The organism is Agrobacterium tumefaciens (assembly GCF_009649785.1).
GTDB lineage: Bacteria > Pseudomonadota > Alphaproteobacteria > Rhizobiales > Rhizobiaceae > Agrobacterium > Agrobacterium tumefaciens.
On the sequence record NZ_WJOK01000007.1, the window covers coordinates 74,040 to 88,573 of the forward strand.

Sequence of the window (14,534 nt, forward strand, 5' to 3'; positions counted from 1 at the left end):
CGGGCATGCCGCAGCCTTTCCGGCGCAAGCGATGCTCCTTCCCTTTATCGTTCCAAGTCTCATCGGCCCCGCCCTGCGGCGGGACCGCTTTTCATGGGACGGAGATCACTCCGCCTTGCAGTCCCAATGGAAGTTGGAGAAGTTCAGGTCCCAGCTCTGCATGGGAATGAACTCGTAACCCTGAAGGCACTTGTTCGCCGCATAACGGCGGTTCGGCGCAACCGCCCAGACATCCGGTTGAAGATCGGCGATCTTGGTCTGCAGTTCCTTGTAGGTTGCGTTCTGTTCGCTGGTATCGGTCGTGGCACGGACCTTGTCGATCAGCCCGTCGATTTCCGCGTTCTGCAGCCATTCCATCGACATCCATGTGCCTGATGCCTTGGAGTGATACTGGTTGTAGAACATCGCATCCGGAGACGGATAGGTCGGCGAGATATTCACCTGCGTCGACGCAGGCGTCGTTTCAGGCTTGGAGGAAAGCTCGACGATACGGTTCCACGGCTCTGGCTTGATATCGAGCGTAATACCGATTTGCTCGAGGCTGGATTGCAAAAGCAGCGCCACTTCCGCCTCGAAGGCCAGCGAAGCGACATAGCTGTTGACCAGCGTGATTTTCTGGCCGGCATATTTCGACTTCGCCAGTTCTTCCTTCGCCTTTTCCAGATCGTAGACGCCGGGCTGAATATCGCCGTTATGCGCGTCCTTGAAAGCGTCGGATAGCGGCCCCTGCATGTCGAAACCGGGATAGATCACTTCCTGGATCGTCTTGTAATCCGTCGCATAGGCAATGGCGCGACGAACGTGAACGTCGTCGGTCGGGTAAACCTTGGTGTTGAGCTTGATGACGAAACCGCCGGCGGTGCGGGTCTGGATGAGCTTGTAATCCTTCATCCGGCCAATGGATTCATAGGTGTCGTTGCCAAGGCCGTGCGAGGAAAGGCCAAGTTCGCCCTTTTCAGCCAGCGCCTTGACGGTAGCGTCGTCGCTCGTCTGGGCGAAGCGTACTTCGTCGATCGGCTTGCCCTTGGTCCAACCAAGGAAATAGTCCGCATTGCGGGCAATGACCATATCGGCAGAACGGTTGTAGCTGACGAGCTTGTATGGGCCGGAACCGGCGGAATGTTCGCCCACATAAGCCTCGCCCCACTTGTCTTCGGGCTTGGCATTGGCTTCGATCAACGTCTTGTTCAACGCCATCATCAGCGGCGTGGAGGCCATGAAGGGCGAAAACTGACGCTCGATCTTCATGACGAGCGTCGCATCATCAGGCGCGCTGACGTTTTCGGGCTTCAGTACGCCGACGATGAGGTTCGACGGCCCCTTGTTGATGCCGAGCAGGCGCTGCACCGACCAGACGAGATCGGCAGCCTTCACCGCCGTGCCATCCTGGAACTTCGCATCGTCGCGCAGATGGAAGGTATAGGTCAGGCCGTCTGCAGAAATATCCCAGGACTTTGCCAGATGCGGCACGATTTCGCCCTTGGCGTTCACCGTGGTCAGGCCGTCATACATGTTCACGATGGCCATGTAGCCGGTATAGTCAGTCACTTTCGCCGGGTCGAGCGAGCTGAATATCTGCATGGTGTTGACCGCGACCGAAACCTTGTCATCCGCAAAAGCAGCGGAAGAAACAAGCGGCAACGCGATTGCCGTGCCGAGCGCAAGCACGGCAAGGCGGGAAGGAAGTCCTGGCATTTTCATTGTCGTTCTCCTCTTTATTGCGGGTCATTTGCCCCGCTTATGGTTAGGCAGCCTTGCCGACCGGGACGGGCAGCGGTGAGAAAGGAATGTCCGGGTAACCGAAAGCCGCCGGTCCAACGACTTCGAGCGCGCGGGCGCTGCGCAGCAGATCGTGGCAGGGGATCGCGACCACGGCCACGCGCTGGCCGTAACGCAGGACTTCGGTGGTGATCGGGTAACCGGTATCGACATCGAGCAAGACGATCAGATCAGGGACGGTCACTTCCACCTTGCCGTCACGGCGGAACAGCAGGAATTCGTTCTGGATCGCCACGCTCGCCGTCTGGCCCGAGCAATCGTCGAAGCCGGAAAGCTCGACATCGCCCACGGCGAAACCGCCGCGCAGATGGCGTTTCAGATCGGTGATCTTGCCGTTGAAGATGCGCCGTCCACCTTCAAGCGCGCAGACTGCCGCAATCGGGTCTTCCTGCTGCTTGCGGGCACGGATCACCGCCTCGCCGAGCGCGATCGCCTTGGTGTAGGTTTTCGGAATACCATACTGGTGCACGTAGTGCGCCTGCATCGGCGCGGTCGCTAGCATTGCGCCGCCGCCCTGAGAAACGACGCAGGCGCGGGCCATGCGCTCGTGCCAGACTTCGGAAACGGCGTGGCTGAAGATCACGGCATTGCCGTGCAGGTCGCACATCACCGATGGCGTCGAACTGTGGCCGTAGATGGAGAAGGTCGTCATCTGCATCTCTGGGAAAGCCCGGCCCATGCCGTCGCAATCGAGGATCGGCAGCCCACCAAGCGCCGCCGTCACCAGCGGGTTCATGGAGTTCGAGCCGCCGATTTCCTCGCAGACGATGGCGTCTACCGGCGTGCGGATCAGCTCTTCCATAGCGCGCAGGCAACGCAGACCCTCACGACCCTCGCGAATGCGCTCCACACCGACAACGGGGGCGCCAATGCCGCCGATGGACATGCAAAGCGCGTCCGGCTCGATGGCGTCTGTCGCAAGGATCTTCATCTCGTAACCGGCCTTCATGGCCTCGAGTGCAAGCAGCTTACCCAGATAGGGATTGCCGCCGCCGCCGGTGCCGAGAATGCCCGCACCGATTTCCAGCGCGTCGAGATCTTCCCTCGTCAGCGTACGCAATGCCGCTTCGTCATATTTCAGCTTGCGCGTCTCAGCCATGGTTGGCTCCCATTTCTCCAACGACTTTCACATGAATGCGGGTGGCATTGCCGGGCAGATAGGCAAGCGGCATATCCTCGCGCTCGATGACTTCCAGCGTTTCGGCCAGTGCGCCAGCCGCAATCGCCTTTTCGCGTGCCTCGGCCTCCGCCTCCGCAAGCGCGCTTTCACGCGTGCGCCCCTCGATCAGCGAGAAGACGCGGTCCGTCTCGCCGCTGATCTGCGCGATCGCTGCACCCACGGCATTCGCCACCGCGAAATTCTCGGGGCGGATGACGTCCAGATCGCCGATACGGTCAGGCATGAGAATGGAGCCGCCGCCAACGGCGATCACCGGCACCGGTGATGACGAGATGCGGCTGCGCTCCACACAGGACTCGAGCATGTCGTTGATCTTTTTGACTGCGGCATCCACCAGCCGCTTGTCCAGAGTGGAAACCAGAGCCTTCTCGCCCACGTCTGCCTTGCCGGAGGCGACAGCGATATCGGTTGCAGTCAGGGTCGTACCGCCGAAGCAGAGCGCCTCACGGCGGACGCGGTAACCAACTGATTTCGGGCCAACGGTGAGGCCATGTTCGCCATTGACCACCAGCGAGCCGCCACCGAGACCGATCGAGAACACATCCGGCATGCGGAAATTGGTACGCACGCCACCAATATCCACCGTCGTGGACGCCTGGCGCGGAAAGCCGTGCGACAGCGAGCCGACATCGGAGGTGGTGCCGCCGACATCCACGACCACGGCATCCTTGAGGCCGGTGAGGAAAGCAGCGCCGCGCATGGAATTCGTCGGGCCGGAGGCGAAGGTGAGCACAGGGAAGCCGCGCACCACATCCGCTGCCATCAGCGTGCCGTCGTTCTGGGTGATGTAGAACGGGCAGGTTATGCCCGCTGCCTTCAGCGCCTCGCCGAAAGCGGCAACGGTGCGGTCCGCAAGCGAAAGAAGGCTGGCATTCATGATCGCAGCACTTTCGCGGGCGAGCAGACCATGCCGTCCGATATCCTTGGACATAACCACCGGCAGGCCGGGGCAGCGCTCCTGCAGGATATCCTTCGCCCGCACTTCCATCGCATCATTGATGCCGCTGAAGACGCAGGTGACGGCCGCGGCCTTCAGGCCCTTTGCGCGGATATCGGCGGCGATGCGGACAATCTCGTCCTCATCGAGGGCTGAGATTTCGCGACCGTCGAATTCATATCCGCCGCGGACCTGATAACCGTGGTTACCAACGATTTCCCGGAGGTCATCCGGCCAGTCGACCATCGGCGGCAGGCCGGCGCCGGACGGCAGGCCGATCCGGATGGCGGCGACCTCGTCCATATGCCGCCGCTCGATCACCGCATTGGTGAAATGCGTGGTGCCGATCATCACGGCACCGATGTGTGCCCTGTCGATGCCCGACGCCTCGATCACCTTTTCAAGGGCTTCGATGACACCGGACGTCACATCTTCGGTGGTGGAGGCTTTCACCCCCGCCAGAACAGTCTTTTCCTGTAACACAACGGCATCGGTATTTGTGCCGCCGACGTCAATTCCAACGCGATACACGTCAGGCTCCTCTTTTATCAATCGGTCGTTTTTACGAGGAAGCGCATACGCTCTTCCTCTGTCACGGTGGGTTTCAGGCGCTCTTCCTTGTCGGTAACGACGGGGATCGCCGCGATAAGGGCGCGGGTGTAGGGATGCTTCGGCTCGGCGAAAACCGCAGACGTCACCCCTTCCTCGACGATCTCGCCACGCAGCATGATGGCGATGCGCGAACAGAAATTGCGCATCAGCGAGAGGTCGTGCGAGATCATCAGATAGGTCAGGCCAAGCTCTTCCCGCAGCTGCAGCAGAAGGTCGATAACGGTCTTCTGCACGGAGACATCAAGCGCCGCCGTCGGCTCGTCGAGGATGAGGATCTTCGGTTCAGCCGCGAGTGCACGGGCAATGGCGACACGCTGCTTCTGTCCGCCGGAAAGTTCATGCGGATATTTACCGAGATAGGATTGCGGCAATCGCACCAGCCCCATCAGTTCCTGCATCCGGCGTTCGCGCGCCTCACCGTCCATACCGATGGATTTCAACGGTAGGGTAAGCGTCTGCCTGACCGTGCGCTTCGGATTAAGGGAAGTGCCCGGATTTTGATAGACGATCTGCGTCAGCCGCTTGCCACGGCCGGGAGACGGGGCGTCGATGACAAGATTGCCGGAGGTCGGGCGAGAAAGTCCCATGATCATCCGGGCGACCGAGGTTTTTCCAGAACCGGACTCGCCCGCAAGACCGAAAATTTCGCCGTCCTTCAGCGTCAGGTTCACATCGCGCACGGCGTGGTAACCGTTGCGTCTGCCGTAAATCTTGTTCAGGCCCTCGATGGTAACGATCGGCGAGCGTGTGCTCTGCGCCAGATCGGCGACACGCGGACCGTAGAGCGGCGGCACCGCATCCAGCAGCGAACGCGTGTAGTCCGCCACGGGAGCGTGCAGGATTTGCGTGCAGGGACCGGTCTCGACGATGTCGCCATGGTGCATAACCACGACCCGATCCGCCACCTTACGTACGACACCGAGATTATGGGTTATCATCAGCAGCGCCATATTTTCTTCGGCAACCAGCTGGTTGATGAGATTGAGAATTTCGTCCTGCGTGGTGACGTCGAGCGCCGTGCCGGGCTCATCCGCGATGAGGAGCTTCGGCTGATGCAGCAGCGCAAGCCCGATCAACACGCGCTGGCGCATGCCGCCCGAAAGCTCGGACGGATAGGCATTCATGACCCGCTCGGTATCGCCAAGCTGTACGCGGCGCAGAACCGCTGCGATACGGGTGCGGCGCTCTGTCTTGGACGAGTTGATGCCGTTGCGCTTGTCGGCAAAGCGCATGACATCATCGAGATGCGTGCCGATCTTGAAGACCGGATTGAAGGAAGACAGCGGGTCCTGCATGATCAGCGAAAACGCCGTTCCCTTCAGCGCCTCGCGTTCCCTTCGCGGCATGGCGAGCACATCCCGCCCGTCGATGACAATGGCGCCGGAGGCAATAGTGGCATTCTTCGGCAAAGTGCCGATGATAGCCTTGGCGGTGACCGATTTACCCGATCCGGTTTCGCCGATCAGCGCCACCCGCTCGCCGGCTGAGACTGTGAAGGCGACATCGCGCAGCACCTGGCGCGTGCGGCCGTAATTGGTGAAGCTGACGTTGAGGTTTTCGACTTTGAGAAGCGGTTCAGTCATGGCTTTAGCTTTCCACGTCGAACATGTCACGCAGGCCGTCGCCCAGCAGATTGAAACCCAGCGTCACGTAAAGCACGGCCGCGCCGGGGCAGAGGACCTCCCACCAGAAATCCGGCATGAACTGGCGCCCATCGGCAACCATCGAGCCGAGATCGGGAGTTGGCGGCTTGACGCCGAAACCGAGGAAACTCAGCGTCGCACCAAAGAGGATGACGAATGCCGCATCCAGCGTCGTCTTGACTGATATGACCGAGACGCAATTGGGCAGAATTTCGCGAAAGAGAATGTGCAGCGGACCCGCACCTGCAAGACGTGCCGCTTCGATGTAGTCCTCGGATGCGATGGATTTCGACACCGAATAGATCAGCCGCGCATGCCAGGTCCACCATAGAAGCGTGATCGCGATCATGGCGTTCATCAAGGTGGGTTCCAGCAGGTTGGAGACCGCCAGCGCCATGACGAGGGGCGGCATGGCCAGCATCACATTCGTCAGGCCACTGATGATTTTCTCGGTCCAGCCGCCGAAATAACCGGCGACCAGGCCAAGCACGGTGCCGACCGGGACCGAGATGCCGAGCACGCCGATGACGAGAAGAAGTGAGACCCTGAGCCCGAAGACAGTACGGGAAAAGATGTCGCGTCCGGCCTTGTCGGTTCCGAACCAGTGCTCCAGATCCGGCGGCATGTGGCGGGCACGGAAATCGACAACCGCGCCGATATGTTTGGGATAGGGTGTAAGCCAGGGCGCAAAGATCGCCAGAACCAGCACCGACAACAGGATCAGCGAACCGATGACCGCTGCCGGATTGCGGCTGAAGCGGTACCACATCATGTAACCGGCGCTTAAGCCCCGATCGGTGGGTTCGACCATTTTCATATCAGCCATCAGCGAGCCTCCTTGCGGCGCAGGCGCGGGTCGATGATCGAGATCAGGACATCAACGATCAGGTTCGCAACGATGAAGAACAGGCCGGCCACCAGCACCACGGCAGTCACGGCATTGAGGTCTTTCTGAAGGATGGCGTTCAGCCCGTAGGATGCGAATCCGCCCCAGGCGAAGACCATTTCGATCACGAAGGCATTGCCGATCAGCGAGGCGAATTCGAGCCCCATGATCGTCAGCGGCGCGATGGAGGAAAGCTTCAGCAGATAACGGAAGATGATGACCCGCTCCGGCACGCCGAAGCTTTGCAGGGTGAGCACGTGATCCTTGCGCTGGTTCTCGATCATCGAGGAACGCGTGATGCGGGTGATCTGGCCGATACCGGCCATGGAGAGCGCGAAGGCCGGCAGCGCAAGGTGCTTCAGCGCATCCAGCACCACATCGAACCGTCCGGCAAGCGTACCGTCGATCAGTATGAAGCCCGTCGGGCCACCCTGCCAGCCAAGTGAATGATCGATCCTACCGATGATCGGCCACCCGGAGAGAAAGCGAGCGGCCAGCAGTTGCAGCGTGATGGCAAACAGAAAGCTCGGGATCGTCACGCCGGTGAGCGAGAGGATACGGCCGATATGGTCGAGCGGACGGTCGCGGTAATGCGCCGTGATGACGCCGAGCGGGATGGCGACGGCAAACATGAAGATGACTGAGACCAGAACCAGTTCGACGGTCGCAGGAACGGTCTGGGCCAGATCGGTGGTGACGGGGCGCTGGGAAACCAGCGAGAAGCCCAGGTCACCGTGCAGGGCGTTGCCGATATAGTCGAGGTATTGGGCGGCGAGCGGCTTATCGAGACCCATCTCGCCGCGCAGCGCATCAACTTGTTCCTGTGTTGCCGCAGGGCCGAGCGCCATGCGGGCGGGATCACCCGGCACCACACGGGCTAGAGCAAAAATCATGATGGACAGGGCGATCATGACCAGTACGAAAGCGCCGAGCCTGTTCAAAATCGCGACCAGCGGATGTTGCTGCATCGGTGGACCGTTCCTTGTGCATCAGTTTCCTGAGCACAAGTTTTCACCACATGTCCTTTTGAACAATCGCAGAAAGGTATAGTTTTTTGATAAATGAGTATAGGTTTTTGAATTCAGATCTCCTATCCCTGTCTGAATGACGCTTCTGCCGCGCACCACACTCTGCCGCCGTATCGCCAGCGAAACCGCAGGCGTGATCTTTCTGCGCGCGCCGGCGGGCGCCGGGAAAAGCGTTCTTATGGACTTGCTGGCACAAGAGCTGGGGACCGAGGTATGCCGGACGCACCAGCCCAGAAGTGATGAGGCGGCGAAAGGCTGGCTGCTATGGGATGTGCCGGTCTTCGCACGCGCGGTCCGCATGCCCGCCCCTATTCTGGAAACCGTGCGTTTCGTGGTCATCGCCTGCCGTCCGGATCAACGTATCAGCGGGCTGGCGCGGCAAATATTGCATCGTGGTTCGCTGACGATCGGAGCAAATGAACTGGCCTTTGGCCAAGATGAGACAGCGGGCCTTCCAACAGAACAGAAGCGTCTGGCGCTCCATGATTATGCGGGGTGGCCGGCCTTTCTGTCTCTCGCTCGCCTCGCCGACGAAAAACTGTGCGTCGACTATCTGCGGGAAAATTATCTGCCGCATCTGTCACCGGCCCAGACGGTCGCGCTTTCGCTCTGGCTGGAAAATCCCTCGGCAGAACCCGACGCTGAATGGGCAGAACTTCTGCCTCCCTTCCTGATCGCAAACCCGGAAAAACACGACACACTGATAAGGCTTCTGACCGTGGCAGCGGGAGAACGTCTCGCCACATTACAGGCTGGCAGGGCAGTGGTAGAGGTCGCTTCCGCATTCGAGAAGGAAGGGCGGGCGCTTGCGGCAATGGCCATGTTGCTTGACCGCGGTTATGAGACCCACGCCGCGCAAATCCTAGAACGCGCCCATGGGCGCGAACTGATCTATCGAAGCAGCGTCGACAGGTTTCGCGAGATCATCATGCGGTTTTCGCAGGACATGATCGCGGCGAATGAAACAGTCCTCTTCGCCGTCACCCGAGCATTGCTGAAACAGGGCGAATTGCAACGCGTGCGCCATCTGCTTGGCAAGAGCCTCGGTTCGGATTATCTCGATCCACTCAAGGTGCTTGCCCGCGGTTCGCGTTTTTCCTTTGCCGCCCGCACCTTCCGGCTGAACCTGATGATTGCCGAGGACCTGACCCCCAATGACGCTGTGATAACGCGCCTCGGGGAATTCATGGCCGATTACCCCATGGACGATCACGGCAAATGGGCGGCCTATTACAATGCGCTGCTGGAATTCGAAATCCGCCGCCGTAATTTTCGCGAGGCCGAGGCCGCTGCCGCCCGCGCGCTTATCTATCTGCGCAAGATGGGCGGGCAGCCGCTGCTCGAATTCTTCATCCATCTGCACCAGATCGTCCTGCGACTGATGAGCGGTGATGTGCTCTTGGCCCGTCGCGCGGCACAGGATGCGCGCACGAGGTTGGAACAGGTGCCACACGACGCCGCGCAGGAGTTCCGAATGCTGCGGCTGGCGGAAGCCTGCCTTGCCTATGAGGCGGGAAAACCGCGCGACCTGTTGCACTTCGTCGAGCATGAATTCGACCACTTCGCCGCCGCCGAGATATGGCCGAGCCTGATGCAGTTTGCCCTGCATTATGCCTCGCAGGTGCTGATCGATCATTTTCCGATGACCGTTCGTCCGGGCTTTCTCGACGGCCTGTGGATTCACCTTTCGGAAGGGCTGCAATTCCATGCGATGATGGAGATCAGAACGGCAATCGCCTACCAGAACGCCAACCGCTGGGCGGATGCGGCAGCGACGCTATCGGCAATTCGCATGCCGATGGGTCGCAACTGGGTGGAGAGCGCGAATGAGGACCTTGCCCGGCTCACACGGCGCGACGAAATCGCCTATGTGATGGCCTGGCTCCGCGACGCGGTACATCTTTTCACGCCGCGCGCCTATCTCGCCCGGCAGATGGATGCAATGATCGCCAACCCCAAGGTCACCAACCGCGAAAAGGTCGCGCTCAGAATATGGCAGAGCTATGCCGCACACCAGCGTCGTGACAGTGCCGGCGCCCGCGCCCATATCCTCAACGCACTTGAATCGGCGACGCGCCTTGGCTGCAACGGCGTCCTGTCGGAGGAGCGCATATTCCTGTCGCCGCTTCTGAACAATCGCCGTATCCGCGGTTTCATCGAAACCTCTTCCGATGTCCGGAACGCGCTGTCGATTTTCGCCGCCTCGGTCAACTCGCCGCAGGCACGCGCCCTGCATGGCGGGCTTTCACAGCGGGAAGCACAGATGCTGCAATTGCTGGCCAGCGGCATGTCGAACAAGAAGATCGCGCAGACCCTCAACATCTCGGAAGTGACGGTAAAATTCCATCTCGGAAACCTGTTCCGCAAGCTGGATTGCAAACGCCGCGCGGAAGCGATCCGCGCAGCGAAAGCGCTGGGCTGGCTTTGATCTCAAGTCGTGACTGCCAATCAGAAAAGCCCGCTATTCTTCCCGGAAGGCGCGGTTGATCTGGTCCGTCAGCGGCTTGGCGATATAGGACAGCGCTGTGCGCTCGCTGGTCTGGATGAACGCCTCGGCGGGCATGCCCGGCATCAGCGGCGCAGTGTTCAGCTTTTCCCGCTCGGCAACCGGTATGGAAATCCGCGCCAGATAATAGGAGAGGCCGGTCCTCTGATCGGTGGTGATATCGGCGGCGATGCGACTGACATGGCCTTCCAGTTCCGGCGTGACACGCTGGTTGAACGCGGTCATCCGCAGCATCGCTTTTTGCCCTACCTGCAACTGGTCTATATCCTTCGGCACGATCTGCACCTCGAGTGCCAGTTCGTCCCCATCAGGCACGATTAGCATGATCGGGTCGGCCGGCGTCACCACGCCGCCCACGGTATGCACCGCCATTTCATGCACCATGCCGGATTGCGGCGCGATGATATCGATGCGCTTCAGCTCGTCCTCCGCAGCGACCTTCCGCTCGACATGTTCACCCGTCTGCGCCTGTATCTCGCGCAGTTCCCGGCCCACTTCGGTGCGCAGTTCCTGATCGATCTGCAGAATCTGCAGTTTCGTTTCGGTGATCCTGCCCGCCGTCTGCGCCTGATAGGCGATTTTTTCGCCACGTTCACCGCCAAATGTCGCGGCCTGGGTCTGCAGGCTGTTCAGCCGCTGCACGGACACGATGCCCTGCTCCCGCAAGGATTTCTGCGAGGTTATCTCAGCCTGCAAAACCGCAAGCCCGTTGTCGTAGGCGATTTCCTGTGCCCTCAACCCTTCGATTTCATGTTCGAACTGGGTGATACGCTCCACAAGCTGCGCTTTGCGCCCCTCACGGTAGGATTTGCGGAATTCGAACAGCCTGGTTTCGCTGCGCATGGCGGAAGCGACATCGGGATCGTCCTTGCGCGCCACCAGAGCCTGTGGAAAAACGAGTTCCGGCAGATCGTCCCGTTCGGCCTCCAGCCTTGCCATGCGCGCGCTCAGCTCATCCAGCCGCTTGGTCACTATGGCGAGATTAGCGCGGGTCTGGGTGGCGTCGAGACGCATGACGACGTCGCCGGCCTTTACCCTGCCACCTTCGCTCACCAGAATTTCACCGACGACACCACCCTTGGGGTGCTGTACCTTCTTGATATAGGAATCGACCACAAGATGACCGGACGCGACGACCGCGCCAGCAAGATTTGTCGTCGCTGCCCATCCGCCGACGCCGGCCAGCAGTGCTACACTTGCGGCAAGACCGGCAAGAAGATGTTTGCGGATGGAGCGGGACACCTGCGTGCGCTGGTCAATTTTTGACATCCGTATCTCCTTCCTGCCTGTTCTCTTCGCCACTCTCTTGCAGCGCCACCGTCTTAGGTTGGGTATTCGCGACGACACGCAATGGTGAAACCGTGTGCGCGGATGCAGTGAAACCTTTCGCCGCTTGAGCATTCGGAGTGCGCAGCACTTTCGAGAGAACCTCGTCGCGCGGACCGAAGGCCTTCATCCGCCCCTCCTCCATCATCAGAATGAAATCAACGGCACCGATCGCGCTGGGCCGATGCGCAACGACGATGGCGATACCGTTGCGCGCCTTGACCGACGCGATCGCCCTGACGACGGCGGCCTCGCCCTCCGCATCGAGATTGGCATTCGGCTCGTCCAGCACGACGATGAAGGGATCGCCATAAAGCGCACGCGCGAGACCGATACGCTGGCGTTGTCCTGCCGAAAGCGCCGAACCGGCCTCACCTATATCGCCGTCATAACCCTTTTCGAAGCGCAGGATCAGTTCGTGCGCACCGGCGGCTTTCGCAGCGGCAATGATTGCGTCGGGATCGGGATTGTCCTCGAAACGGGAAATGTTTTCGCCGATCGTGCCGTCGAAAAGCTCCACGCCCTGCGGCAGATAACCGATATGGCGGCCGAGGGCTTCGCGATCCCATTGATCGAAGCTCGCACCATCAAGCCGCACCTTGCCGGCGGCGGGCATCCAGGCTCCGGTGAGAATGCGCGAAAGGGTGGATTTTCCCGAGCCGGACGGGCCGATGACACCGAGCGCATTCCCGGCGGTCATGACGAAACCAAGGCCCGCGACGGTCGGTTTTCTCTCTCCCGGCGGAATGATGGTGACGTTTTCGACTTTCAATTCTCTCTCAGGCTTCGGCAGTGCCATTGCGGTCGCCGTTACCGGCATCTGCGCAAAAAGCTCCCTCAGCCGTGCCCAGCTCTGGCGAGCGGCAACAAAGGACTTCCAGTTGGATATGGCAAGATCGACGGGCGCCAAAGCCCGACCCATCATGATCGAACTGGCGATCATCACGCCGCCTGACGCCTCCTGCTGAATGACCAGCCATGCGCCGACCGCCAAAATGGCCGATTGCAGCACGATCCGCAGGGATTTTGCGATATTGCCGAGGCCGCCGGCCACATCGCCCGCCTTGCGGTTGGCGGCGAGGTAAGCCTCGTTGGAGATTTGCCAGCGTTTGCCAAGCCGGCCGCCGAGCCCCATGGCCTGCACGACTTCGGCGTTGCGGCGCGAGGCTTCCAGCTGCCGGTTGCGCGCCATGTTTTCGACCATGGTGTCGCGGATCGGCTTCTGCGAGAACATATTGGTTAAGATGGTGAGGGATATAAGCAGAACGGCACCGGCAAGAGCCGTCACGCCGATCCAGAAATGGAACAGAAAACATATGCCAAGGTAGAGCGGCATCCAAGGCAGATCGAAAAAGGCGGTGGGCCCCGTGCCGGACAGAAAACCGCGCACGTTGTCGAGATCGCGCAGCGGCTGCAGGCCGTCCCCCGGCATACGGTTGACGAGCGGCAGGCGCACCACCGCATCATGCACCTTGCCGGAATAGCGCATGTCGAAGTCCTCGCCGATACGGATCAGGACCCGGGCGCGGATGATGTCGAGCAGGCACTGGAAGCCATAGAGGCCGAGCGCAAGAATGGCGATGCCGACAAGTGTCGGCAAACTGCCGCTGGCCAGCACCCGGTCGTAAACCTGAAGCATGAACAGGGGCGACGTCAGCGCCAGGATGTTGACCACACCGCTGACGAGCGCCACACCGAAAAACGTGCTTTTAAGGGGCGAAACAACCGCCGCAGTGAGGGACTGCGGCGGTGTCTGCTGGTGGTTTTGAAAGCCCACAGCCTGATTTTCCTTTAAGCGGCGAGCGCCGATGCGCTGGCGAAAATGAAGTCCGATGCGTCGAGTACGCTGGAATCTACACCAACGAGAGTGATGCTGTCGCCGCCAAAGATGTTTTCAATAACTGCGTCTCCGTTTGCATTGCTGCCTACAATGACGTCATCGATGCTTCCGGCGCCCCAAGCGGAAATATCCAGTTTGTCGGTGCCGTCCTGATAACCGTATGTTCCGGTCGGGCCAGCCTGTACAACATCACTGCCGCCAGAGAAAACGAACGTATCATTACCAGCAAAACCCGTAAGGGTGTTAGAGGAAGCAGTGTCTTCGATCACAGTGCCGGTAGCCGCGAAGTAGTCATAGAAGCCAGCCAGCGAGCCAAAACGGGCAAGCTGGTAAACGGCGAGATCGAGAAGATCGCGCGCGCCTGCGAGCGAGTAGGAGCCGTCGGGATCGATCAGCAGTTCCTGCTGGCTGACGGCGATGCCGCTGGTGGACTGGCTGTAGCCGGTGCCGAGAACGATGCTGTCGACCGAACCTGTCAGGTTGCCCTGGGAGTATTGCAGGGCACCGCTCATGACAATGCCCTTGCCACCGTTGCTGCCATCGCCCCACGCCTCATAGGTCGTGTTCGGATCGATAGTGGTGGTGGCGAGAGAGCTGGTCTGAGCGTCGTAGAACGCACCATAGGTCGAACCGAAACCGCTCGTCCAACCGTTGAGGTAACCGATCAAGTCGGAGGAAGACTGTGTCAGTTGAATTGTGGTAGCCATAGGTGTACTCCTTTGCTGGCCAATAGGGATACCTTTGTCATGTGACGAAGGCGTTTCATCTCCGGGATGGGCTGCAACCCCAGCCCGGAG

The 14,534-nt window shown here is 60.3% G+C and carries 10 protein-coding genes; 1 reads left to right on the plus strand and 9 read right to left on the minus strand.

Annotated elements, in window-relative coordinates:
* Positions 1 to 105: 105 nt before the first annotated feature.
* From GH784_RS09360 to GH784_RS09385, 6 genes are read right to left on the minus strand one after another with little or no spacing between them, the layout of a single operon-like run.
* Entirely contained in the window at positions 106 to 1,701 is a 1,596-nt protein-coding gene (locus GH784_RS09360) for an ABC transporter substrate-binding protein (RefSeq protein WP_065704209.1), read from the minus strand.
* Between the two features lie 43 nt (positions 1,702 to 1,744).
* Positions 1,745 to 2,878, minus strand: coding sequence for a DUF917 domain-containing protein (locus GH784_RS09365; protein WP_013761623.1), 1,134 nt, complete (start codon positions 2,876 to 2,878; stop codon positions 1,745 to 1,747).
* Complete coding sequence (locus GH784_RS09370) at positions 2,871 to 4,427, minus strand: hydantoinase/oxoprolinase N-terminal domain-containing protein (RefSeq protein ID WP_025595602.1); 1,557 nt, start codon at positions 4,425 to 4,427, stop codon at positions 2,871 to 2,873. The genes GH784_RS09365 and GH784_RS09370 overlap by 8 nt, the downstream gene beginning before the upstream one ends.
* A gap of 17 nt (positions 4,428 to 4,444) precedes the next feature.
* Positions 4,445 to 6,091 (minus strand): ATP-binding cassette domain-containing protein, encoded by a 1,647-nt coding sequence (locus GH784_RS09375; protein ID WP_065704211.1) that lies wholly within the window; start codon positions 6,089 to 6,091, stop codon positions 4,445 to 4,447.
* 4 nt (positions 6,092 to 6,095) lie between these two features.
* Positions 6,096 to 6,977 (minus strand): ABC transporter permease, encoded by an 882-nt coding sequence (locus GH784_RS09380; RefSeq protein WP_025595598.1) that lies wholly within the window; start codon positions 6,975 to 6,977, stop codon positions 6,096 to 6,098.
* A complete protein-coding gene (locus tag GH784_RS09385) occupies positions 6,977 to 8,005 on the minus strand; it encodes an ABC transporter permease (protein ID WP_003511023.1) in 1,029 nt (342 codons plus the stop codon). Before GH784_RS09385 ends, GH784_RS09380 begins: the two co-directional genes overlap by 1 nt.
* Positions 8,006 to 8,141: 136 nt before the next feature.
* On the opposite strand from GH784_RS09385, the gene GH784_RS09390 reads away from it, so the two are divergent.
* Positions 8,142 to 10,493 carry a helix-turn-helix transcriptional regulator gene (locus GH784_RS09390; RefSeq protein WP_065704212.1) on the plus strand — a complete coding sequence of 784 codons (2,352 nt, stop codon included), beginning with the start codon at positions 8,142 to 8,144 and terminating at the stop codon, positions 10,491 to 10,493.
* 33 nt (positions 10,494 to 10,526) lie between these two features.
* Here the strand turns inward: GH784_RS09390 and GH784_RS09395 are convergent, their stop codons facing one another.
* From GH784_RS09395 to GH784_RS09405, 3 genes are read right to left on the minus strand one after another with little or no spacing between them, the layout of a single operon-like run.
* A complete protein-coding gene (locus tag GH784_RS09395; RefSeq protein ID WP_065704215.1) occupies positions 10,527 to 11,840 on the minus strand; it encodes an HlyD family type I secretion periplasmic adaptor subunit in 1,314 nt (437 codons plus the stop codon).
* Complete coding sequence (locus GH784_RS09400) at positions 11,827 to 13,674, minus strand: type I secretion system permease/ATPase (RefSeq protein ID WP_065704218.1); 1,848 nt, start codon at positions 13,672 to 13,674, stop codon at positions 11,827 to 11,829. The genes GH784_RS09395 and GH784_RS09400 overlap by 14 nt, the downstream gene beginning before the upstream one ends.
* A 14-nt stretch (positions 13,675 to 13,688) precedes the next feature.
* Positions 13,689 to 14,444 carry a calcium-binding protein gene (locus GH784_RS09405; protein ID WP_013761630.1) on the minus strand — a complete coding sequence of 252 codons (756 nt, stop codon included), beginning with the start codon at positions 14,442 to 14,444 and terminating at the stop codon, positions 13,689 to 13,691.
* Positions 14,445 to 14,534 lie beyond the last annotated feature (90 nt).